The organism is Aquimarina spongiae, from assembly GCF_900141785.1.
Lineage (GTDB): Bacteria > Bacteroidota > Bacteroidia > Flavobacteriales > Flavobacteriaceae > Aquimarina > Aquimarina spongiae.
The window spans coordinates 196,247-217,019 of the sequence record NZ_FQYP01000007.1 but is presented as its reverse complement, the minus strand read 5'-3'; the positions used below and the strand labels follow the sequence as shown (position 1 = coordinate 217,019).

The 20,773-nt window shown below is 36.4% G+C and carries 27 protein-coding genes; 8 read left to right on the top strand and 19 right to left on the bottom strand.

Annotation, left to right across the window (positions count from 1 at the left end; all coding sequences use genetic code 11):
• Positions 1 to 12 precede the first annotated feature (12 nt).
• From BUE24_RS16765 to BUE24_RS16745, 5 genes are all read right to left on the bottom strand, one after another.
• Positions 13 to 1,158 (bottom strand): acyltransferase family protein, encoded by a 1,146-nt coding sequence (locus BUE24_RS16765; protein ID WP_211483325.1) that lies wholly within the window; start codon positions 1,156 to 1,158, stop codon positions 13 to 15.
• A 106-nt stretch (positions 1,159 to 1,264) separates the two neighbouring features.
• Positions 1,265 to 2,452, bottom strand: coding sequence for a helix-turn-helix domain-containing protein (locus BUE24_RS16760; RefSeq protein ID WP_073318269.1), 1,188 nt, complete (start codon positions 2,450 to 2,452; stop codon positions 1,265 to 1,267).
• 9 nt (positions 2,453 to 2,461) lie between these two features.
• Complete coding sequence (locus BUE24_RS16755) at positions 2,462 to 3,358, bottom strand: metallophosphoesterase family protein (protein ID WP_073318266.1); 897 nt, start codon at positions 3,356 to 3,358, stop codon at positions 2,462 to 2,464.
• A 99-nt stretch (positions 3,359 to 3,457) separates the two neighbouring features.
• A complete protein-coding gene (locus BUE24_RS16750; RefSeq protein ID WP_073318264.1) occupies positions 3,458 to 3,640 on the bottom strand; it encodes a hypothetical protein in 183 nt (60 codons plus the stop codon).
• A gap of 31 nt (positions 3,641 to 3,671) precedes the next feature.
• A complete protein-coding gene (locus tag BUE24_RS16745) occupies positions 3,672 to 3,941 on the bottom strand; it encodes a heavy-metal-associated domain-containing protein (RefSeq protein ID WP_073318261.1) in 270 nt (89 codons plus the stop codon).
• 170 nt (positions 3,942 to 4,111) lie between these two features.
• Here BUE24_RS16745 and hpf point away from each other — a divergent pair, with 170 nt between their 5' ends.
• Positions 4,112 to 4,414, top strand: a complete 303-nt coding sequence (hpf, locus tag BUE24_RS16740) for a ribosome hibernation-promoting factor, HPF/YfiA family (RefSeq protein ID WP_073318258.1) — start codon at positions 4,112 to 4,114, stop codon at positions 4,412 to 4,414.
• Positions 4,415 to 4,495: 81 nt separating this feature from the next.
• Here the strand turns inward: hpf and BUE24_RS16735 are convergent, their stop codons facing one another.
• A complete protein-coding gene (locus tag BUE24_RS16735) occupies positions 4,496 to 4,768 on the bottom strand; it encodes an acylphosphatase (RefSeq protein ID WP_073318255.1) in 273 nt (90 codons plus the stop codon).
• Positions 4,769 to 4,893: 125 nt separating this feature from the next.
• On the opposite strand from BUE24_RS16735, the gene BUE24_RS16730 reads away from it, so the two are divergent.
• Positions 4,894 to 5,733, top strand: a complete 840-nt coding sequence (locus tag BUE24_RS16730; RefSeq protein ID WP_073318252.1) for a universal stress protein — start codon at positions 4,894 to 4,896, stop codon at positions 5,731 to 5,733.
• Between the two features lie 76 nt (positions 5,734 to 5,809).
• Here BUE24_RS16730 and deoC read toward each other — a convergent pair whose 3' ends face one another.
• From deoC to BUE24_RS16700, 6 genes are all read right to left on the bottom strand, one after another.
• Positions 5,810 to 6,454, bottom strand: coding sequence for a deoxyribose-phosphate aldolase (gene deoC, locus BUE24_RS16725; RefSeq protein ID WP_073318249.1), 645 nt, complete (start codon positions 6,452 to 6,454; stop codon positions 5,810 to 5,812).
• A gap of 2 nt (positions 6,455 to 6,456) precedes the next feature.
• Positions 6,457 to 6,756 (bottom strand): thioredoxin, encoded by a 300-nt coding sequence (trxA, locus tag BUE24_RS16720; protein WP_073318247.1) that lies wholly within the window; start codon positions 6,754 to 6,756, stop codon positions 6,457 to 6,459.
• 61 nt (positions 6,757 to 6,817) lie between these two features.
• Complete coding sequence (locus BUE24_RS16715; RefSeq protein ID WP_170864618.1) at positions 6,818 to 7,714, bottom strand: RsiV family protein; 897 nt, start codon at positions 7,712 to 7,714, stop codon at positions 6,818 to 6,820.
• Positions 7,715 to 7,721: 7 nt separating this feature from the next.
• Positions 7,722 to 8,219, bottom strand: a complete 498-nt coding sequence (locus BUE24_RS16710; protein ID WP_073318241.1) for a ClbS/DfsB family four-helix bundle protein — start codon at positions 8,217 to 8,219, stop codon at positions 7,722 to 7,724.
• 148 nt (positions 8,220 to 8,367) lie between these two features.
• Positions 8,368 to 8,652 (bottom strand): hypothetical protein, encoded by a 285-nt coding sequence (locus tag BUE24_RS16705; protein ID WP_073318238.1) that lies wholly within the window; start codon positions 8,650 to 8,652, stop codon positions 8,368 to 8,370.
• A 64-nt stretch (positions 8,653 to 8,716) separates the two neighbouring features.
• Positions 8,717 to 9,121 (bottom strand): hypothetical protein, encoded by a 405-nt coding sequence (locus BUE24_RS16700; RefSeq protein WP_073318234.1) that lies wholly within the window; start codon positions 9,119 to 9,121, stop codon positions 8,717 to 8,719.
• Positions 9,122 to 9,227: 106 nt separating this feature from the next.
• Here BUE24_RS16700 and BUE24_RS16695 point away from each other — a divergent pair, with 106 nt between their 5' ends.
• The 5 genes from BUE24_RS16695 (at position 9,228) to BUE24_RS16675 (ending at position 14,317) form a co-directional block, all read left to right on the top strand.
• The gene (locus BUE24_RS16695) at positions 9,228 to 10,451 is read left to right on the top strand and encodes a PAS domain-containing sensor histidine kinase (RefSeq protein WP_073318231.1); all 1,224 of its coding nucleotides are present in this window, start codon (positions 9,228 to 9,230) and stop codon (positions 10,449 to 10,451) included.
• A 51-nt stretch (positions 10,452 to 10,502) separates the two neighbouring features.
• Positions 10,503 to 11,561, top strand: coding sequence for a response regulator (locus BUE24_RS16690; protein WP_073318228.1), 1,059 nt, complete (start codon positions 10,503 to 10,505; stop codon positions 11,559 to 11,561).
• A 77-nt stretch (positions 11,562 to 11,638) separates the two neighbouring features.
• On the top strand, positions 11,639 to 12,478 hold the full coding sequence (locus BUE24_RS16685) for a universal stress protein (RefSeq protein WP_073318225.1): 840 nt from the start codon (positions 11,639 to 11,641) through the stop codon (positions 12,476 to 12,478).
• Positions 12,479 to 12,494: 16 nt separating this feature from the next.
• A complete protein-coding gene (hemN, locus tag BUE24_RS16680; RefSeq protein ID WP_073318222.1) occupies positions 12,495 to 13,856 on the top strand; it encodes an oxygen-independent coproporphyrinogen III oxidase in 1,362 nt (453 codons plus the stop codon).
• Between the two features lie 101 nt (positions 13,857 to 13,957).
• Positions 13,958 to 14,317, top strand: coding sequence for a rhodanese-like domain-containing protein (locus tag BUE24_RS16675; RefSeq protein WP_244548166.1), 360 nt, complete (start codon positions 13,958 to 13,960; stop codon positions 14,315 to 14,317).
• Positions 14,318 to 14,323: 6 nt separating this feature from the next.
• Here BUE24_RS16675 and BUE24_RS16670 read toward each other — a convergent pair whose 3' ends face one another.
• The 7 genes from BUE24_RS16670 to ccoS are packed head-to-tail and all read right to left on the bottom strand — an operon-like array spanning position 14,324 to position 20,478.
• Complete coding sequence (locus BUE24_RS16670) at positions 14,324 to 15,028, bottom strand: sulfite exporter TauE/SafE family protein (RefSeq protein ID WP_073318216.1); 705 nt, start codon at positions 15,026 to 15,028, stop codon at positions 14,324 to 14,326.
• Positions 15,029 to 15,475, bottom strand: a complete 447-nt coding sequence (locus tag BUE24_RS16665) for a FixH family protein (RefSeq protein WP_073318213.1) — start codon at positions 15,473 to 15,475, stop codon at positions 15,029 to 15,031.
• 34 nt (positions 15,476 to 15,509) lie between these two features.
• Positions 15,510 to 16,931 carry a cytochrome c oxidase accessory protein CcoG gene (ccoG, locus tag BUE24_RS16660; RefSeq protein ID WP_073318210.1) on the bottom strand — a complete coding sequence of 474 codons (1,422 nt, stop codon included), beginning with the start codon at positions 16,929 to 16,931 and terminating at the stop codon, positions 15,510 to 15,512.
• Positions 16,932 to 16,946: 15 nt separating this feature from the next.
• Positions 16,947 to 17,888, bottom strand: coding sequence for a cbb3-type cytochrome c oxidase N-terminal domain-containing protein (locus BUE24_RS16655; RefSeq protein ID WP_073318207.1), 942 nt, complete (start codon positions 17,886 to 17,888; stop codon positions 16,947 to 16,949).
• Positions 17,885 to 18,070: a CcoQ/FixQ family Cbb3-type cytochrome c oxidase assembly chaperone gene (locus BUE24_RS16650; protein WP_073318205.1), complete on the bottom strand. Its 186-nt coding sequence runs from the start codon at positions 18,068 to 18,070 to the stop codon at positions 17,885 to 17,887. The genes BUE24_RS16655 and BUE24_RS16650 overlap by 4 nt, the downstream gene beginning before the upstream one ends.
• 4 nt (positions 18,071 to 18,074) lie before the next feature.
• Complete coding sequence (ccoN, locus tag BUE24_RS16645) at positions 18,075 to 20,282, bottom strand: cytochrome-c oxidase, cbb3-type subunit I (RefSeq protein WP_073318202.1); 2,208 nt, start codon at positions 20,280 to 20,282, stop codon at positions 18,075 to 18,077.
• A 1-nt stretch (position 20,283) separates the two neighbouring features.
• A complete protein-coding gene (ccoS, locus tag BUE24_RS16640; RefSeq protein WP_073318680.1) occupies positions 20,284 to 20,478 on the bottom strand; it encodes a cbb3-type cytochrome oxidase assembly protein CcoS in 195 nt (64 codons plus the stop codon).
• A 122-nt stretch (positions 20,479 to 20,600) separates the two neighbouring features.
• On the opposite strand from ccoS, the gene BUE24_RS24005 reads away from it, so the two are divergent.
• Complete coding sequence (locus tag BUE24_RS24005) at positions 20,601 to 20,753, top strand: hypothetical protein (RefSeq protein WP_170864617.1); 153 nt, start codon at positions 20,601 to 20,603, stop codon at positions 20,751 to 20,753.
• Positions 20,754 to 20,773: the final 20 nt, after the last annotated feature.

Below are 20,773 nucleotides of genomic sequence, written 5' to 3'. Positions count from 1 at the left end.
TAAAGGTTCTTTTTAAGAACCTTTATTTATATTACGATATCCCTTTTTTAATCCAAATAATGGATGTAGAAAAGGGATTTTGAGTATTATAAAATGATATAGTATCCAACTTATTAGAAAAGTTCCTATCACCATAATCGTAAATTTGGCAATAAAACCCCAGTGAAAATCCATTATAAAATACCCAATAATAATGGTGATCGTTTGATGTAATATATAGAACGGGTACACCGCTCTATTGCAGTATGCTATAGTTTTGCTTTTGTGATTTAAATATTTTGCGGCATATCCAAATATGACCAAAATCCAGGACCACAAGTTGACTACTTTAATCATTCCTTCGGTAAAATGAATAAGGATGCTGTCTTTACCTATTACCCAAATGGTGGTTTGCAATGAAAAAGCAATAATCCCGATCCAAAGTGCTTTTTTCTTGATTCGATCTATGTGTTCCCAAAATACATTTCCGGCAGCCAGTAAAACGAATCCATAGAAAAACAAGATGAAGAAATTGATAAAGGCAAACCAATCGTCTACCAGCGCATGCGTTACCGGAAAGAAGGGTTCTATCAAGACTTCAACAAAATACAATGGGATTACAAATAGGTAAAACCCTAACGGTTTTTGTAATAAGGTAGTAATCCAACTCACCAGTTTAGTCTTTCTTCTCTTCAGAAAAATTAAAAGAGGAGATAACAAAAAAGAATACACAAACAAGTAGGGTAAAAACCAGAGATGATGCCAACTTATGTTTCCTTCAGGATAGATCCCAACATAAGCAGGTCCTCGAAGATAAGTCCAAAAAGAGCCAGTAAACTCATAATTTGCCAAACGTTCTACATATATTTGAGGGGGAACGATAAGTAACATTCCTACCGCCAGGGGTATTCCCAGACGCAGATATCGCTCCAGATTAAATTGCCAAAGATTACGCGAGGACAGTGCGTAATACGTTCCCATTCCAGAGATGACGAATAAAATTGGTAAACGCCATTGGTTTAAAAAAAGCATAGGCCAACGTAGCCAATCATAAATGACATTGTTTTTAATGTGCCATCCCCAGGGCACAAAAAACATCCCTACATGATAAAAAATTAATAATCCAAAAACAATGACCCGTAACCAGTCAATGTCGTAACGTCTAATTTTCTGTTCCATATTTTTCAAGATTGATGAGGTCCAAAATTGAAATAATTCTGGGTTGATTTGATCAAAATCCGCCGTAATTAGGTACAGAATTGTAATTCTGGACGTTTTCAAGTATTTAGAAAGAAGATTTTTGAAGAGTCACAAATGCTTTTGGAGACATCTGTACATGTTTTTTGAACGCATTATAAAAAGAGGATTTGGATTTAAACCCCGCAGAGTTCCCGATAGCCTCTATGGTAAGATGATTATACTCTGGATCTACTAAACGTTGTTTGCACAAATCAATTCGATATTGATTGATAAAATCATTGAAATTAAGCCCTGTTGAAGTATTGATGATTTGCGAAATGTAATTGGAACTAGAATTCAATTCTTGAGCCAGTGTTTTTAGTGATGCAGATTCCAAAAGATAAAAGCCATTGGTTTCTACAAATTCTTTAATTTTTTCAATAGAAATTTCTTGATGGGTATAGCTCAGCGTTTCATATTTATCAGAAATCCATGAATTCTGAAAAAATCTGGATTCGGATACCATAATCAATGTAATCGCTACAACAGATAGATTCACAAAAGTGGTAATATAGTGATCTCCAGAATCGTCTTCAAAATTCCAATACACTGCAAAAATGATTACAAAAACAGTTAGAAACGAGAGGACTAAATTTCGTGTAAATGAGTATTTATTATGAAGTGTACTTCGGGTAAGATGGATGTTTTTTTGACGTAGATAATGATATAGAACACGAAATGACAGTATAATATAAATGATCAAACTCCCTAAAATTACCCAACGAAACTCATCCTTGATCCATAAATAATTATAAGTTGTACCATCTGGGATTATTGCCTTTGTTAAGTGATCGTGATAGGCTCCCAAATACGCATTGATTTTAACAGGAGTGGGATGTAAGTAATACCCGATTTGCGTCAAGCCATAAAAAATGGCTGGAGCCAAATGAATCCCAATATTCTTTATGGTAACCGGTTTTCTTGTGAGCAAGCTATACACAAATAGGTACATACTAGGCCCCAGAATAAGTACTAGGGGTTCTGTGGAGTCATTAAACGCTATAGCATATTTCATCAGCCCAGTATAACACGAAAAATTATCTAGTGATATAATGGCTTGCGCGATCAGGAAAACACCTAAAAATTTGAACGCTACGTTTTTTTTGTTGGTTTTTATTAGAATGAGTATTCCTACCAACAATCCTAATACGATCCCCAAAAACATGATATAGGAGGCCATATCATGTCGAATAGGGATTTGGTCTAAAATATCTTGAATATTGTCTGCTCGCATCTCAACAGATTATTCTGTTATAAATTCAGTAAGCTTTTGTGGGCCTTCCAAAGGGATTCTTATGATTTGTAATACTCCATCGTCTGTAGTTGCAATTTGCCATTTGATCAATGTGATACATCCGTTTTCAATTTCCATTCCGGTGATCGATCTGGGATGCACACAACTCCCGTCGTTAAATAGTGCTAGTTCCCCAGCCTCTGGAAAACGTGGTCTGTGCGTATGCCCTATTACTGTAAATAAATTGCCTTTTGAAGCTATCCATTTTTTTATTCTACGCTCTACTTTAATGGTTTCTTTATAATTTTTGGCAGGGCTTGTGGGATCCGCAATGCCCACAACCTGAAGTGGTTTCCATAATACTCTTACCAAAAACCTATTGATACGCCAACCTATGTAATTCATAAAATCTGCCTGATGTCCATGCAGTAAAAAGATCTCCTGATTAGTGTCCTGATGTTTTAAAATGATCGCTTCATGGTACTTTATACCCGGAAAAAGGGGAACGGTAGAATCTGTTTTTTGATCAAAATAAGAGCTCAGATGCTTTTTTACATAACTAGGATCCCGATAAACCATATCGTGATTACCCCAAATCATTTCTAGTCGATTTTCCTGAAAAAATAATTGAAGGAGTTCATAAACATTTTTATGTGCTCTGAAAATGGTTTCGAACGTAAGATTTTCCCATAATTCGTCCCCATCTCCTAATTCGCAATAGGTAAAACCTTGATTGTAATAGTGTTTTAGTGCATGAAAGTAGATATTTCTGTTGTTTGCAAAATCATCTGCAAAGCTATTATCCCCACGATGACAATCACTAAATAAGACAAACTTTGAACTATCATTAAACTCAATAACTTTGGCATTTTTATATGCGCGATCTAGTCGGGATTGAGACGACATTGGGTATGTTTTTTAGTAAATATAAACTATTCCCCTTACTTATAAGTTAAGAGAGATCTTCATTTCAAAACAAGAAAGGAAAAATTTACTGAAAAACGATCAGGCTTTGAGATATTTTAACGCTTCGTATACCAAAATGGCGGGCCAAACAATAGCTTTTAAAACTCCAAGTACACCCGTCCAAAAACTGGTTGCAGTACTTATGAAATAGATAGCAGAACCGATAAAGCCAAGGCCATATACCTTGCTGGATGACGCTTCTTTTTTTGCAGTTTCTTTCATGATGATATTATTTAGGTTTTAAAGTGGTGGTTTACGTATTGAATCTGCCCAATGCACAGCTAATATAAGACTTTGCTTTTTTTTCTATTGTGTTGATTTCCCCTTCAATGGGATACCCTAATTTGGATAGCTCTTTTTCGACTGTTTCTATCCCGTTATCGGTCTGATAGCAGAAAGAAACGGTACAATTATCTGTATCGACATCGATATCTTGTATCCCTGGGAGTTTATGTAGTTTTTTTGCGATTGTGCTTTTGCATCCCCCGCATTTTAAGTTTTGTATGGTTACCGTAGTTCTCATGGTTTCTAATTTTGAGCTAAACCTATATAAAAACTATACGGAAAACTATGACAAATGTCAATGTGATGTATATAGAGATCTGATATATATCATAGTTATTGATTGGTACTGCTTCTATATTTGGGTACTGTAAAAGACAAGCAATACATCAAAAATTTAAATTAATATCTATGAAAACCAATATTCAGTTTGTACAAATGCCAACTAGTGAAAGTATGGAAGAATATGTACATCAAAAATTAAATAAACTTTATAAAAAATACGAATGGGTCATCAAATCAGATGTTTTTTTCAAGAAAGAGAATGATCCAAAAGGTGAAGGGAAAATATGTGATCTACAGCTCAGTTTACCTGGCCCAAAAATCTTTGCTACCTCCAACGAAAAGAACTTTGAACATGCGTTTAAAGAATCTTTGAGCGATGTAGAAAAACAGCTACAAAAACGTAAACAGGAAATGAAACCTTATATGTAGATGATTAGCTTGCTGACGATCTCATATTTAGTTCGAGAAACAAAACAGATGGTATAAAATCATCTGTTTTTTTATTATAAACTATCGTTCAATCTCAAAATGACGAAACGATTTTAGGTCTGCTTCTTCAAAAGATACATGTTCTACCCTAGCGTGTTCTGGACCTATCGCACACCAATCCAATAGTAATTTTAATTGTTGTTCGTTTCCTTCGGCCTCAAGATAGACATCTCCATTGGGCAAGTTTTTTACAAATCCTTTGATCTCTAGCTCTCGTGCTTTATCCTGAGTGTTTTTGCGGTACCAAACGCCTTGTACAATTCCTTTTACAGTAATGTTATAATGTTTTGTCATATCGAGAAAGTGAAAATCTGTGATAATGGAAGATACTACAAAATTGTGATAAGCATGATAATTATCATATTTAAAGATCAGCGCACAAGGTACATTTGATATATGAAACTTTAAAAACTGAAAAGATGAAAAAAATTCTTGTCCCTGTTGATTTTTCCGAATATTCAGAATATGCACTACAAGCCGCTGCAACAATTGCAAAACAACAACAAGCTGAGGTCTTGGTATTGCATATGTTGGGTCTTTCAGAAGCGATTTTAACCAAAAATGAAAGTCAGGAAGTCGAAGAAGCCATGTATTATATGAAATTGGCCGAAACACGATTTGATACCTTCTTGGATCAGAAATATTTGGAGGGTATTACGGTTACCCAATTGGTTAAGAATTATAGAATATTCAGCGAAATAAATGATGTAGTCCACGAAAACAACATTGACCTTGTTGTGATGGGATCACATGGAGTGAGTGGATTACGAGAGGAGGTTTTTATTGGATCTAATACAGAAAAAGTAGTTCGTAGCTGTGATGTTCCTGTACTGGTGATCAAAAATCCAGTAGATAACTTTGAACTCAATAAAGTCGTTTTTGCGTGTGATTTTAAAATCGAAAATTTGCGTGCCTATCATAATGCTATGCAGATATTCGAATCTTTTGGAGCAAGCGTAGACCTATTGTATGTTAACCTTCCTGGAGAACGATTTAAAAGCTCAGGGCAAATGGAAGAAATCGTAAAGGAATTTCTTTTTAAAGCAGACGAAGGTAACCTAGGTAGATTTAATGATGTAGTACATTATTATGATTATACCGTAGAGAAAGGAATATTTAATTACAGTAATAAAATTGATGCAGATCTTATCGCCATACCTACCCATGGGCGACGAGGATTAGCGCATTTCTTTAGCGGAAGTATTGGTGAAGATGTTGCCAATCACGCTAACAGGCCTGTGATGACCTTTAGGATTTAATAAAAAGGATCATGCCAATTCTGGGGTTGCTACTCAGTTAGTGACCCTAGTTTTTTTGATTAAAAGTAAATACTAACTAAGTAGTTGATACGATTGCTATTCCCGAAGAAGTACCAATTCTCGATACTCCCAAATCCAGATATTGCAATGCTGTTTTTCTATCCCGAATCCCGCCAGATGCTTTTATTTGTAGATGATTGCCAACTTCGTTCTTCATAAGTTGTACGTCTTCTAGAGTTGCTCCTCCAGAACCAAAACCAGTAGATGTTTTGATAAAATCTGCACCGGCATTTAACGATAACTTACAGGCCATTTTCTTTTCTGCTGTGGTAAGGTAACAGTTCTCAAAAATGACTTTCAAATTCTGACTACCGATGGCTTTTTTGATGGATCTGATTTCGTCTTCGACAATTTTGTGATATCCAGACTTTAATAGGCCAATATTTAAAACCATATCAATTTCTGTAGCGCCTTGATCTACACATTGCTGCGCTTCAAGAACTTTAATACGAGTAGTCATTGAGCCCAAAGGAAATCCTACAACAGCTGCCACTTTAATATCTGTTTGCATTAGTTCACTATGTGCAAGAGCAACATAATAACTACTTACACAAACTGCATAGAAATCATATTCTTTGGCTTCGGTGCATAGGTGTTTAATATCATCTACAGTGGCAGATGCTTTCAATACCGTGTGATCTATGTATGGATTTAATTCCAAAACTATTGGTGGGATTGAATAGTAGCGACGATATCGTTCTTTTGCATTACCCCAGATTGTCTCCAAAGTTGCTTTCCGTCTTTAAATAAAATCATGGTAGGTACGCCACGAACTTGATACTTGGCCGCCAGAGGTTGATTTTTATCTACATCGATCTTTACAATTTTAACCTGATCACCCAATTCATCTTTTACTTCTTTTAAGATTGGGGCTAGCATTTTACACGGGCCGCACCAATCGGCAAAAAAGTCTACTAATACGGGTTTTTCTGAATTGATGATATTGCTAAAGCTGCTTTTCATAAGCTGTATTTTTATGGCTAAGGTAGTACATTGATTTGATAAATGATCAACGATACCGTGATTAACTCACTTCTGGAGGGGCATTGTATTTTTTAAGTAAATGCATGATTTTGGTTGTAGGGATTTCTATGAAATAGGTGCCCGTATAAGAGGGGCAGATGATACAATCGTCAAAATAGAATTTGATCATATCGTCATCAATCACAAAATTGTTTTTATACACCTGAAAATCCCCTTTGGATAATTCCCAACAGTCGTAATATAGCTCTCCAGAATTAATACTTTCTTTGATTATAGCATTGATGATGGTATATACTTCTTCTTCAGACCCGGTTTCAAAAAAAGTATCGAAATAAACAAAGTTATGATTGTTGAGATCAAAATTAATACAATCAAAAAGGTAGGTAGAATGCTTCATCCCAGAGTAATAGTTCTCCTTATATAAAACAACACTGATCAGGTCATTTTTGGCATTGTATATTTTATAGTCAATAATCCTTTTATCCCTGAATTTTTTAATTTTTAAAGTGTCACACAGGAGCTCTTTATCTTCAAGGATTTGATTTTGGGTTTTTTCGATATCCAAATAATTCTCTTTTATGTAACTATTGAACGCTGAGTAACCAGGATCTATAGTTTCATTGAGATAAGGGTATTGATAGTCGATAATATACAAATCATCTTCTTTGTACAACTTTTTGGAGACTACCAATTCTTGTAGTTGAGATTTATCATCTTTGGCTTTGATCAGTTGTTCTCTTTTGATAGATGTTGTGTTTTCTTGATTTTTTTCCAGGTTTTTTTCTGAAAAAACGACCAAAGAATCCTCTGCTTTTTGATCTTCACTTTTGTGTTGTGATTCACTTTCGGTGTTTATATTAACCACCTGTTCTGAGGATGTATTTTTTTTACAGGCCAAAACACTTAGTACAATAAGGCAAGCAATTAGAGTTTTCATAAGATCTTTATTTTTTACATTTTTTGATGAGTTTGTATGCCCAGTCATAATGACTGGATGTAGCCGAAATAAGATATGACGCCAACGATGTGGTTCCTGTCCATTTGTATTTTCGTTTTTCGAATAACTCTTCTTCGGTGTGGGTATGTATCACTTTTTGTAAAGCGGCAAAGGATTTTTCAAACATTGTCATGACCATTTCCAGATCTTCATTTTGATACTTCTTCCAAATCTCTCTATTCAGATCAGGAGTCATTTTCCAGGTATATCCCTTTGCGGGCATATCTGGTTTTTTTCCGGTCATCCCTACCTTGTACCATTCCAACATCATCAAATGCCAATGATGAAGATGAGCCAATACGTCTCGAACATTTCTGTTTAAGTATCCTTTAGGGAATTCGGTATGTAATTCATCGGGAGTCATCGAACGGATATACGCCAAAAGTTTTTTGTAGTTGTCATTACTTAGGGTGATTAATTCTTCTTTGGTCTTTGGTCTGGGCATTTTTAATCGTTTATATGGATATAAATATAAATGAGAATGAACCAAAAAAATATGATATTGATCAGTTCATCGATAGGTCTAAGAGATAAAAAGAAAAGGTGAGCCTTTTTAAAGAACTCACCTTTGACGAACATAATATGTAGTGTAGTTAAAAAAGCCCGTTTCCTATGATGATTAAACTATTAACCACCAGACTTGTGATCAAAAGATCCAGAACCAATTTAGGTTTTTGAACCGTAAGAATAGCTGCATTATGCGCACTACAAACAACAACACTTAGAAAGACCAGAAACATTTGTAGGGGAGCGTTACCATTCATTAATGTAGTCATAATAGCGATAGAACCTAAGCAGGTAGAAACAATAATAGCCAAAGCAGAATATCCTGTATAATTTTCGGTAAAATCGGCGTTTATTTTTGCATATAGTGTCATAATATTAGCTTTTTAATGATGAGGTAAAATTATAGTGTAGTGCATTCTTAAAATATGATAAATGTCAGTTTTCCAGTATTAGTTTCAATCTTCCTAGCATCATGAGTTCGGATTTGTTTTTGCCAGAAAAAGCGTCGGCAATACTATTAGCCGTTTCCCAGATCAGTCCTTTGATACTTTTGGTAAAATGAGATTTATGATCTGTATAAAAGGATTCAAATTCCTGAAAGCAAGGTTCTGCAGAAGGGGTTTCATAATCCATCCAGTCAAAAACAATTTCAATCTGAAACGCAGCATCTGCTCCAAATTCGTCCACTATGTCATCTACTTGCAACCATTTTGATTTTACAATTTTTCGTAAAGAATTATATTCAGATTTGCGAACTACTTTGTCTGAAGCTGCAATGGCATAGAATAGTTTTCCAAGGTTTTGATAAAATGCCAATCCTATATTTTGAGTAGTATCCATAGTATGTTATTTTTATGAGTTATTTGATAAAATTACAAGGCGCTTTGGGATTTTTTTATGACATCCGTCAGTAATTGGAAATAGTATAAATGCGTACATTTGAATTATGAAGGTATTTGAAAAACAGGATAATGTTTTTAAAATTCTCTCCGAAGCAGTTTCAGAAGGAATAATTGTCGTTAATAAAGAACAGATCATAGTAGCCACCAATGGTTCTGCCAATGACATATTTGGATATGATCAAGGAGAACTTATTGGAAAACCTCTGAATGTGCTCATTCCTCAGAACTATCACCATAATCACGGTGCTCATTTTAAGAGCTTTGTGAATAATGCCGAAAAGAGGCATATGGGCAGAGGGAGGGATATTTATGGCGTACGGAAAGATGGAAGTGAATTCCCTCTAGAAGCGGGACTTAATCCTTTTTCTATCTACGATAACAATTACGTTATGGCTTTGGTAATAGATATTACCGAACGCAAGGAACAGGAACGCAGAATTCGCGAACTCAACAGTGAACTAGAACAAAAAATAGAAGAACGTACCGAAGAACTCCATCAATCAATTCAAGAACTTAAGGAAGAAGTAAAACTTCGAAAAGAAGCAGAAGCAAAGGCCAAAGAATCCTTGAAAAAAGAACGAGATCTTAATGAGTTAAAAACAAAGTTTCTGTCATTAGTATCACACGAATTTAAAACACCCTTAGGGGGTATTCTTACCTCGGCTACCCTTGTGGGGAAATATACCAAAGGCGAGCAACAGGATAAAAGGGAAAAGCACCTTAAAACCATTAAGAATAAAGTAAAGTATCTGGATAACATTCTAAGTGACTTCTTATCTATAGAACGTTTAGAAACCGGCAAGGTAACCTACAAGTTCAGCAAGTTTCCGTTAAGTAAGGTGGTAAATGAGGTGGTATATAACGCCAACATGTCACTAAAAGATGGACAACGCATCAACTATCCCAAAGATATCGATGAGTATATCGTTGATTTTGATGAGAAAATTCTTGAGTTGGTGTTGTCTAACTTAATCCATAATGCCGTAAAGTACTCTGGGGAACATACAATCATAGATGTAGAGGTTAGTTTTGAAGATGATAAGATCGTATTCAAAATTTCAGATCAGGGTATAGGAATTCCCGAAAAAGAACAGGAGTTCATTTTTAAACGATATTTCAGAGCAGAAAATGCGTTGCTCAATCAAGGTACAGGAATTGGATTAAACATTGCAAAAAATCATTTAGAAAACTTAGGAGGCACTCTTACTTTTACGAGTAAAGAGGGAGTAGGTTCTACTTTTACTGTAGAAATACCGATCCAACCATAACCAAACCAATGTTTATTGCCTCAATTTTATAAACAACCAAAATCGATATCAGTGAAAACGATTTTATTAATTGAAGACGATACAGTACTAAGGGAAAACACGGCAGAACTCCTTGAGCTTTCTGATTATGATGTGATTTGTGCTCCTAATGGCAAAATAGGGATAGAAAAGGCAAAAAAGGAAAAACCAGACATTATTGTTTGTGATATTATGATGCCAGAGGTAGATGGATATGGGGTTTTGGAGGCATTATCTTTTGATTCGGGTACTAACCAGATTCCTTTTATCTTTTTATCGGCCAAGACCGAGCACAAAGAGATCAGAAAGGGGATGGATTTGGGAGCCGATGATTATTTGACCAAACCTTTTGAAGAAGAGGAGTTGTTGAGCGCTATCGAAAGTCGGTTGGCCAAGGCCCAAATTATTGCAAATATTATCGAAGAGCAATCCGCACCCAAAGAGGTACAGCAGAAAGATGATGGATTAAGAAATTTGAATGAACTCAAAAACTTCTTCGATGATTATGGGGAAATTTCGACTTGTAAAAAGGGAGAGAGTATTTATAAAGAAGGAGAGCACTCCAATACCATCTATTTGATCCTAAAAGGAGTGATAAAATCTCACAAAATGGATGAAAACGGTAAAGAGCTAATTACTGCATTGTATAAAGCCGATGACTTCTTAGGATTTACTTCATTTGTGGATAACGTTCCTTATCAGGAATCTGCCACTGCAGTCGAAGAAGTAGAATTGGCAGGAATTTCCAAAAGTAAGCTAAAAGACATTCTCGAGAAAAGCAAAAATATTTCCTTGGAGTTGATGGAACTTCTTACCGATAATCTTTCGGAAATTAAGGAGCAATTACTGCAAATGGCCTATAGTTCTGTACGTAAAAAAACAGCGCAAACCATTTTACAGTTTGCCGAAGTTCTTAATAAAAAAGCAGAAGATAACATAAAGATTTCGAGACACGATCTTGCCAGCGTAGCTGGTATTGCTACAGAAAGTCTGATCCGCACATTGTCTAGTTTTAAGAAAGACGGACTCATCGAAATTGAAGGCCGTAATATTAGGATTCTTGACTTATCCGGTTTACAAATGGTAGAATAAAATCACCTAAACTGATTTTTGTCATACTTTTAGTTTTCCCGTTCTGATACATTTGTTTTCATTACAACGTATTAGACATGAAAAATATCCTGATTCCTACAGATTTTTCAGAAAACTCGTGGAATGCTATTGCGTATGCATTATCATTTTTTAATAAGATCACATGTAGTTTCTATTTATTACATGTTTCGCCCTATGATGAGATTATTGGTCAAGGTAGTTTCTTAGATTCGGGAGAGACAGTGGTAGACCAGGTGACTCAAAACGACAAGCAACAAATGCAGGTATTGTTGGGTCGTATTGAAAAACTGCCATTAAATACGAAACATCGTTTCTTTACTGTGTATGAACATCATTTCTTTATTGACGCTATACGAAAGCAGATTGTCGATAAGGAAATCGATTACATTGTAATGGGTACCAAAGGAGCGTCAGGATTAAAAGAAATGACCGTTGGGAGTAATACTGGTGATGTGATTACAAAGGTGAAATGTCCGGTATTGGCAATTCCAGAAAAAGCGAGATATCAAAAACCCAAAGAAATTGCTTTTCCTACCGACTATAATCAGCAATATAAAAGCAAAATCTTAAATACGATTACGAATATTCTTTCTACAAATAATGCTGCTTTAAGAGTATTACATGTTTCTAAAAAGGAAAAAGAGCTTTCAGAGCTGCAAAAAAAGAACAAAGACTTATTGGATGATCATCTTAACGATTCCATAGAACATAGTTTTCATTTTCTTTCGAACACCAAAATTGAAGAAGCTGTTCAATGTTTTGTAGAAAGTAGGAATATAGATATGATCACCATGATTGCAAAGAATCTGAATCTTTTTCAACGTATTTTATTTCATCCTACTGTCGAAACGATCAGCTATCACACTGATGTTCCGTTTTTAGTACTTCACGAATAATACAAACAAAAATAGTATGTGCACAAGTTTGGTTACCAAATACAACATCCCGGGACCTAGATATACAAGTTACCCTACGGTTCCCTATTGGGATATGAATACATTTTCTTTAAAGGGTTGGACACAATCCGTACAACAAGCTTTTAAAGAAAGCAATAGTACAGAAGGGATTAGTCTATACATTCACTTGCCATTTTGTGAAAGTATGTGCACATTTTGTGGATGTCATAAACGGATCACCAAAAGGCATGAAGTAGAGGTGCCCTATATTCGATCAGTTTTAAAAGAATGGCAATTATACCTTGCTCTTTTTGATTCGAAACCCAAGATCAAAGAGTTACATTTGGGAGGGGGTACACCTACCTTCTTTTCTCCCGAAAATTTACAATACTTAATCAATGGAATTTTTTGGCATGCCGAAAAAGCCGAGGATTGCGAGTTTAGTTTTGAAGGTCATCCCAACAATACAACTTACGATCATTTGCAAGCGCTTTATGATGTTGGTTTCAGAAGAGTGAGTTTTGGGGTTCAGGATTATAATGAAACCGTTCAAAAAGCAATTCATCGACAACAATCCTTTGCAGATGTAAAAAAGGTTACTGAAGCTGCTCGAGAAATTGGGTATACTTCGGTTAGTCATGATATTATTTTTGGATTGCCTTTTCAAACGGAAGAATCGGTAAAAGCTACCATTGCAAAAACAAAAGAATTACTTCCGGATCGATTGGCGTTCTACAGTTATGCCCATGTACCCTGGCAAAAAGGAAATGGACAACGCGGCTATAATGAGCAAGATTTACCCAAAGGGGAAGAAAAAAGAAGGCAGTATGAGATGGGGAAAGAGATGTTATCTGATGCCGGATATGTAGAGATCGGAATGGATCATTTTGCTGTGCAAAGTGATTCCTTATATCAATCTATGGAGAATGAAACTCTGCATCGAAATTTTATGGGGTATACCGCTTCAAAAACACAACTAATGATTGGTTTGGGAGTGTCTTCTATAAGCGATAGCTGGTATGGTTTTGCCCAAAATGTAAAGAATATCGAAGAATATCAGCATCTGGTAGGCGAAGGCATTATTCCGGTGTTTCGGGGTCATATTCTGAATCAGGAAGACCAGATTATTAGACAGCATATATTGAATTTAATGTGTCATTTTGAAACAGAATGCAGTGAGGATCTATATGTTGAAGAATTACCAGAGGTTCTGGGTAAGTTAAGCGAAATGGAGCTGGATGATCTGGTAGAAATTTCAGGCTCAAAAATTAAAATATTAGAAAAAGGAAGACCTTTTGTTCGTAATATCTGCATGGCTTTTGATTTAAGACTACAACGTAATCAGCCAGAAACACAGTTGTTTTCTATGACAGTGTAAATAGCCTTCAAAATTGTAATCCAGTTGATTGTGACTTTTGTTACAAACATTAAGAAGCTAACCTCATATTTTTGTAGAGAGAAAAATCTTTATGCATTATTATGAGGTTATTTATGTTGTTTTCAGGGTTACTATCGCTATTTCAAACTCAAGGTACCAATAAAATTGAAGTATTAGATGTTGCCGCATTTAAACAAGCCGTTAATCAAGGTAAGGTTCAACTGGTAGATGTGCGCACACCTAGAGAATACAACGGCAGTCATATCCAGGGTGCGATTAACATTGATTTTTATAAGAAAATCGCATTTGATCAAAGTTTTAACCAATTGGACAAAGAGCAACCTGTTTACATTTATTGCCATTCTGGAGGTAGAAGCAAAATGGCATCTAGAAGACTTATAAAAATGGGTTTTACCAAAGTGTATGACCTAAAAGGAGGTTATGTTGCCTGGAATAGATAGTATTTTTTACCTGTGGCATTCCAAATTTGCCGAAACGATTTCAGTAACTGGTTTTGGAGAAAGATAAGGAATACCTAATCCCATACCTCTAAGGATAAAGAGTACACCAATGGTAACGATAACTATCGGTATTGCTTTTTGAATGTATCTGTTCAGTTTTTCTGAAGTAAAATTCCCAGCATATACCGTTATGGTCATAAGCGGAACAGTCCCTAACCCAAACATCAACATATACAAGCTGGATTCAAAAACATGGGTAGAAGCAATCGCCCCAAAAACTGCCATGTATACTAATCCACAAGGTAAAAATCCGTTTAAGAATCCTATGGTCAAGAAGGTGTCGGGAGTCTTTTTTTGCAGTGCTTTTCCCAATCCACTTTTTACCCTACCGATGATTTTATAAATAGGTTTTGCAAACTCATATTTTCTCGAAGGGTTTATTGGAAGTACCACAACAGCAATCATTAATATTCCCATAGCAATAGAGATTCCTTGTTGGATGTCAAAAATATGCAAGCTTCGTCCCACTAATCCGAAGAAAAAACCAATCATACCATAAGCCAGTAACCTCCCCAGATGATACAAAGAAATCTGAAATAGTTTTTGCGTTGCATTGGATCTATGCACAGGTAGCATAAAAGCAATAGGGCCGCACATTCCGATACAATGAAAACTTCCTAAAAGGCCTAATATGAATGCGGTTGCTATCATTTAATAAGAGAGTGAGTGTTTAAATAGATAAGAAGTATTCTCATATGTCCAATCAATAGTCATGTTCCACCGACCTTCGATAAGTTGATCGTTAGGTATTTTCAGTTCGGTATTCGATAAACGAATAGGAATTTCAAAATCAAGCTTTTTGTTAGACGGTCGATACATCAAAATAGTTCCCGAAATTCCTTCAGCGTTGATATCATCTGGAAATTGAATGCTCAAACCCTCAGGCGTTTTTCGTACACTGATATCTTTTTTTAGGTTTTTTGAATTTTGTTCGGCATCAATTTCTTTTTGAAAAGCAAGCTCTTTTTTATAGTACTCTTCTGTTACCAGATCGTGCTCGTATTTTTCATTGGTATTCATTTTTATAACAAAAAAAAGTATAAAAGAGATAAATCCTGCAAATACCAATACGATCGCTGTTCCCCAGTTTATTTTCATTTTTTTTGACTTTTGAGTTATACCTTGTTTTAAATTATCGATAGGTTCGTGGACCTAAAAATGCGCTAATAGTTGTCTCGATGAGTTGATCGTTGCTATACACGCCGATCTTCACTTTATCCTTATCCCCATTTAGGGCAGAAGCGTTGATCTCTATAAACAGAGTGCCTTCGGCAATGCCTTGTTTTGGGACCTGAAAGTTTTGATGTGTTACCTCTTCAATTTTTCCTTGATGAGATAGGAGCTCAAAATGCACATCGGTAATATCCTCGGTGGTTTTGTTTACCAACTTATAGGTGTATACATTACTGATCACATTATTTTCTTTTCGTTCATACAGCTGCCCGGGCAATCTCAATATGGTGGCTTCTACATCGTTTCGTAGAAAAAGCATTCCGACTAATACTCCGGTAAGAATCAACAGCACTCCACTATACCCTTTTAAACGAGGAGTAAATTTGAATTTCGCTTTTTTGGCGATGTTTTCTTCGCTGGCGTAGCGAATCAATCCTTTTGGAAGATTTACGCTTTCCATCATGTGATCACAGGCATCGATACACGCCGTACAGTTTACACACTCCAGTTGTGTGCCGTTGCGAATATCGATGCCAGTGGGACAAACATGAACACATTGAAAACAATCAATACAATCTCCTTTTCCGGAAGCGATCCGGTCTTCGTTTTTCTTGAATTTGGCACGACCTTTTTCTTTTTCGCCGCGCTTATAGTCGTAAGCAACAACAATAGATTTTGAATCCAAAAGTACACCTTGTAATCTACCATAAGGGCATGCTATAATGCATACTTGTTCTCTAAACCAAGCAAATACAAAGTAGAATACTGCGGTAAAAATCAACAACGAAATTAAAGTACTGACGTGCGCAGATGGCCCTTCGATTACATATTGTAACAGTTGATCGCTACCAATAAGATAGGCTAGAAACACATTCGCAATTAGAAAGGAAATCAAAAAGAATATGCTCCATTTGGTAATTCGTTTTCTAATTTTTTCTGCATTCCAGGGTTGCTTATCTAATCGTATCTGTTTTCCTCGATCTCCCTCAATCCAGTATTCAATCCTCCTAAAGACCATTTCCATAAAAATGGTTTGAGGGCATACCCAACCACAAAACAACCGCCCAAAAGCAACTGTAAATAATGTGATAAAAATGACTCCTATGATCATGGAAATCACAAACAGATGAAAATCCTGTGGCCAGAAAGGAGCGCCGAAAATATTAAATCTTCGCTCCAGAACGTTGAACATCAAAAACTGATTTCCATTGACCTTGATAAAAGGCGCGGAAAATAGAAAAATCAATAGCCCATAACTTACCCATTTTCGGTAACGATAGAATTTTCCACTTGGTTTTTTAGGATACACCCACGCGCGTTTTCCCTCTTCATTTACAGTGGCTATCGAATCTCTGAATTTTTCGTTTGTAGGTGTTTCCAAAAGTGTTTTTTTTAATTATTCACTGACTACTTCCGGGATCGAATCAGACACTGCGGTAGGTGCTTCTTCTTTGGGTGCATCTGGATCTATCCAAATCTCTCCCTGAGGCTCTTTGGGTTCTGCAGGTGTGATGCCTTCTAGAGTCATAATATAACTGGCTACCTGGGCCATTTCGGCGGGTTTCAAAGTTTGTTTCCAGGCTACCATTCCTTTACCGTCACGACCTCCTTCAGAAATCGTACGGAATATATTTTTTATTCCTCCACCTAGGATCCAATATTGATCGGTTAGGTTGGGACCTATACCCCCACCACCATCAGCTTTGTGACAAGCCACACAATTGGTAGCAAAAATGGCCTTTCCTTTAGCAAGATCACCGGCTTCTGTAAGCAGAGTTACCGTGTTTACATCTACCAAATCTTTGGCGGTTCTTTTATAGTTTTCGATAGCAATCTTTGCTTCGGCTACTTCTGTTTCATATTCTTCTGACTGGGTATAGTCATTAAACACATGAAAGCGTACCATATAGATCACTCCAAAAAGGATAGTAGCATAAAAACCATATACCCACCAAGGTGGAAGGTTGTTGTCCAGCTCTTTGATACCATCGTAATTATGATCCAAAATAATTTCGTCTTCCTGATCTACCGGTTTGCTATCAAGCAGTCTTAGATAGCTATATTTGATCCATTTAAATTGCTTTTCTTTTTTAGCTTTTTGAGCTAATAAATAGCGTTCTTGAGCATCTGGCTTTAAGGATTGAAATAGTATGTTTTGTAAGGCCGCGAGACTTATTTCTATGGCTATTGCAAACAAAGCTACTATTCCTAACCCCAACCAGCTTAGAGGCTGCTCAATAAAGGCAGATCCAGAATCTGTAGTAACGGTTAATTCTATAAGTATATAGGCTAGAATTAAAAATGTAAGTACGCGTATATAAGATGCGGTGGTTTTCATAATGTGATATCTTTATTGGTTTCTAGAGGTATATTGCTCACTTCTTTGATATGTTCTTTTTTGGCGGTAAAAACCCACCAGAATAGCGCAGCAAAGAAGATGAAAAAAATGAGCAGCGAAATCATAGGGTAGATTTCTATACCTTCAATACTCTCCATATGTCCTTTTACAAATTTTAGCATGGTTTTATTCTTTATTTTGTACTACAGTTTCCTCAGTATTATCTTTCACCTTAATATCGGTTCCTAATCTTTGGATATAAGCGATTAAGGCAACTACTTCACGATGTCTCATTTCTACAAAGTCTAAACCATTCTCTTGAGCATATTTCTTATCGGCTTCATAGGTTTTTGCAAAATCCGGATCGGTGTATAGGTTCTTTTCTATCTGTGTTGCTTGCTCATCCATCCATTGTTGTGCTTTGGCAATTTCTTCGGTAGTGTAGGGCACGCCTAGTGCTACCATGGCTTCCATTTTTGCCTCAGTTTGTGAACGATCGAGTTTGTTTTGGATCAACCACTTATAGCTTGGCATGATAGACCCCGATGAGGTACTTTGTGGATCATAAAAGTGGTTAAGATGCCAGTTGTCAGAGTATTTACCACCTATGCGGTGCAGATCGGGTCCGGTACGTTTACTACCCCATAAGAATGGGTGGTCGTATACGTACTCTCCCGCTTTGGAGTATTCACCATAGCGTTCTACCTCACTTCTGAAAGGTCGTATCATTTGTGAATGACAGGAGACACAACTTTCTCTGATGTATAGATCTCTACCTTCTAACTCAAGAGGAGTATATGGTTTCACGCTAGTGATCGTTGGAATATTCGAATCAATCATGAGTGTAGGAATGATTTGTACTGCTCCACCAATCAGAATAGCGATAGTAGCAAAAATGGTCAGTTTTACAGGCCTTCTTTCCAACCAGGTGTGGTAAGTTTCTTTTGCTGTTCTGCGTCTGGTTACCTTGGTTAAAGGAGCAGCTTCAGCTAGCTCATCTTTTACACTGCTACCACTTTTTACTGTTTTTACTACGTTGTAGAGCATGATGAAGATTCCCAGAATGTAAATACTTCCTCCAATGGCACGCATCCAGTACATCGGGATAATCTCATTTACGGTTTCCAAAAAGTTACCGTAAACCAAACTTCCGTCAGGGTTAAATTGTTTCCACATAGAAGCCTGTACGAACCCAGCAACATACATAGGTAGAGCGTACATGATGATTCCTAAAGTACCTAACCAGAAATGTACATTTGCTAGTCCCGTAGACCATAATTTGGTTTTGAATAGTTTAGGAATTAACCAATAGGCCATTCCGAAGGTTAAAAATCCGTTCCAAGCCAAGGCTCCAACATGAACGTGAGCAATTACCCAGTCACTAAAGTGTGCGATGGCATTTACGTTTTTTAAGGATAGCATAGGTCCTTCAAAAGTGGCCATACCGTATCCGGTAATCGCAACAACCATGAATTTTAAAACAGGATCGGTACGTACTTTATCCCAGGCCCCTCGTAGGGTAAGTAATCCATTGATCATACCTCCCCAGGATGGAGCAATAAGCATTACCGAAAAGGCTACCCCAAGGTTTTGAGCCCAATCTGGTAAAGCCGAATAGAGTAAGTGGTGTGGTCCTGCCCAGATATAAATAAATATCAATGACCAAAAGTGTACGATAGATAATCGATAGGAATAAATAGGTCTATTCGCTGCTTTTGGGATGAAGTAATACATTAATCCCAGGAATGGAGTAGTCAAGAAAAATGCCACGGCATTATGCCCGTACCACCATTGTACCAAGGCATCTTGTACTCCGGCATATACCGAATAACTTTTTAAGGCGCTTACAGGAAGCTCAAGACTATTAAAAATATGAAGCACCGCAACGGTAACCACGGTTGCGATATAAAACCATATGGCAACATAAAGATGTCGTTGTCTTCTTTTTAAAATAGTCCCTATAAGATTCCAACCAAAGACTACCCAGATGACTGCAATGGCAATATCAAAAGGCCATTCTAGTTCTGCATATTCTTTTGATGTGGTAAATCCAAGAGGTAGTGTAATTGCTGCCCCTACAATAATTAATTGCCAACCCCAGAAATTGATATTACTCAGAACATCACTAAACATTCGGGCTTTTAATAAACGCTGGGTAGAGTAATAAACCCCGGCAAAAATTGCGTTACCTACAAAGGCAAAAATAACAGCATTGGTATGCAGTGGTCGTAATCGACCAAAACTTAGCCAGGAAATACCATCTGTAAGGTTTGGGAATAAAAACAGGAATGCCAGTAGTAGACCAACAGACATTCCTACAATACCCCAGAGCATTGTAGCGTACAAGAATTTTTTTACGATTTTGTTATCGTAATAGAATTGTTCCATTTCCATTTTATGATTGTTTAGTTTTAGGGGTTGCAGAAGATTGTTCGTTGTTTTCCTTTATGAGCTCGTCTTCAAAAAGCATTCGAACCGAAGGCGTATACACATCGTCATATTGACCGTTTCTTATCGAAAAGATAAATGCAACAAAAAAGATGATCGCGACGACGATACTTATTGTTAAGAGTACATAGATAACACCCATACTTTTTTTATTATGCATCAAAAGTAGGAGCCCACCTTTTCTTAAAAAATGACATTTGTCAGGTTTTAATCGCTATTTATTTATGAACTTTCATTAGTCAATAACCCTTAAAACTTTTAGTTATGAAATCTAAATCGACCCCTCTTGATCTGAGAAGAAAAATCACTACTGGATTGTTAATTATCGGTATAGGTATTATAGTTGCTTATTTGTTTTATAATACGGGAATCGTAGATATGGTCTTGGATTTATTTTCTCCCTATCCCGAGAAGTAGATATTTAAATACAAAGAAGG

Excerpts from the sequence above, each read along its gene's own strand:
- BUE24_RS16765 (WP_211483325.1), bottom strand. The coding sequence starts at position 1,158 with ATGGAACAGAAAATTAGACGTTACGACATTGACTGGTTACGGGTCATT.
- BUE24_RS16760 (WP_073318269.1), bottom strand. The coding sequence starts at position 2,452 with ATGCGAGCAGACAATATTCAAGATATTTTAGACCAAATCCCTATTCGA.
- BUE24_RS16755 (WP_073318266.1), bottom strand. The coding sequence starts at position 3,358 with ATGTCGTCTCAATCCCGACTAGATCGCGCATATAAAAATGCCAAAGTT.
- BUE24_RS16750 (WP_073318264.1), bottom strand. The coding sequence starts at position 3,640 with ATGAAAGAAACTGCAAAAAAAGAAGCGTCATCCAGCAAGGTATATGGC.
- BUE24_RS16745 (WP_073318261.1), bottom strand. The coding sequence starts at position 3,941 with ATGAGAACTACGGTAACCATACAAAACTTAAAATGCGGGGGATGCAAA.
- hpf (WP_073318258.1), top strand. The coding sequence starts at position 4,112 with ATGAAAACCAATATTCAGTTTGTACAAATGCCAACTAGTGAAAGTATG.
- BUE24_RS16735 (WP_073318255.1), bottom strand. The coding sequence starts at position 4,768 with ATGACAAAACATTATAACATTACTGTAAAAGGAATTGTACAAGGCGTT.
- BUE24_RS16730 (WP_073318252.1), top strand. The coding sequence starts at position 4,894 with ATGAAAAAAATTCTTGTCCCTGTTGATTTTTCCGAATATTCAGAATAT.
- trxA (WP_073318247.1), bottom strand. The coding sequence starts at position 6,756 with ATGAAAAGCAGCTTTAGCAATATCATCAATTCAGAAAAACCCGTATTA.
- BUE24_RS16715 (WP_170864618.1), bottom strand. The coding sequence starts at position 7,714 with ATGAAAACTCTAATTGCTTGCCTTATTGTACTAAGTGTTTTGGCCTGT.
- BUE24_RS16710 (WP_073318241.1), bottom strand. The coding sequence starts at position 8,219 with ATGCCCAGACCAAAGACCAAAGAAGAATTAATCACCCTAAGTAATGAC.
- BUE24_RS16705 (WP_073318238.1), bottom strand. The coding sequence starts at position 8,652 with ATGACACTATATGCAAAAATAAACGCCGATTTTACCGAAAATTATACA.
- BUE24_RS16700 (WP_073318234.1), bottom strand. The coding sequence starts at position 9,121 with ATGGATACTACTCAAAATATAGGATTGGCATTTTATCAAAACCTTGGA.
- BUE24_RS16695 (WP_073318231.1), top strand. The coding sequence starts at position 9,228 with ATGAAGGTATTTGAAAAACAGGATAATGTTTTTAAAATTCTCTCCGAA.
- BUE24_RS16685 (WP_073318225.1), top strand. The coding sequence starts at position 11,639 with ATGAAAAATATCCTGATTCCTACAGATTTTTCAGAAAACTCGTGGAAT.
- hemN (WP_073318222.1), top strand. The coding sequence starts at position 12,495 with ATGTGCACAAGTTTGGTTACCAAATACAACATCCCGGGACCTAGATAT.
- BUE24_RS16675 (WP_244548166.1), top strand. The coding sequence starts at position 13,958 with ATGAGGTTATTTATGTTGTTTTCAGGGTTACTATCGCTATTTCAAACT.
- BUE24_RS16670 (WP_073318216.1), bottom strand. The coding sequence starts at position 15,028 with ATGATAGCAACCGCATTCATATTAGGCCTTTTAGGAAGTTTTCATTGT.
- BUE24_RS16665 (WP_073318213.1), bottom strand. The coding sequence starts at position 15,475 with ATGAAAATAAACTGGGGAACAGCGATCGTATTGGTATTTGCAGGATTT.
- BUE24_RS16655 (WP_073318207.1), bottom strand. The coding sequence starts at position 17,888 with ATGAAAACCACCGCATCTTATATACGCGTACTTACATTTTTAATTCTA.
- BUE24_RS16650 (WP_073318205.1), bottom strand. The coding sequence starts at position 18,070 with ATGCTAAAATTTGTAAAAGGACATATGGAGAGTATTGAAGGTATAGAA.
- ccoN (WP_073318202.1), bottom strand. The coding sequence starts at position 20,282 with ATGGAAATGGAACAATTCTATTACGATAACAAAATCGTAAAAAAATTC.
- ccoS (WP_073318680.1), bottom strand. The coding sequence starts at position 20,478 with ATGGGTGTTATCTATGTACTCTTAACAATAAGTATCGTCGTCGCGATC.
- BUE24_RS24005 (WP_170864617.1), top strand. The coding sequence starts at position 20,601 with ATGAAATCTAAATCGACCCCTCTTGATCTGAGAAGAAAAATCACTACT.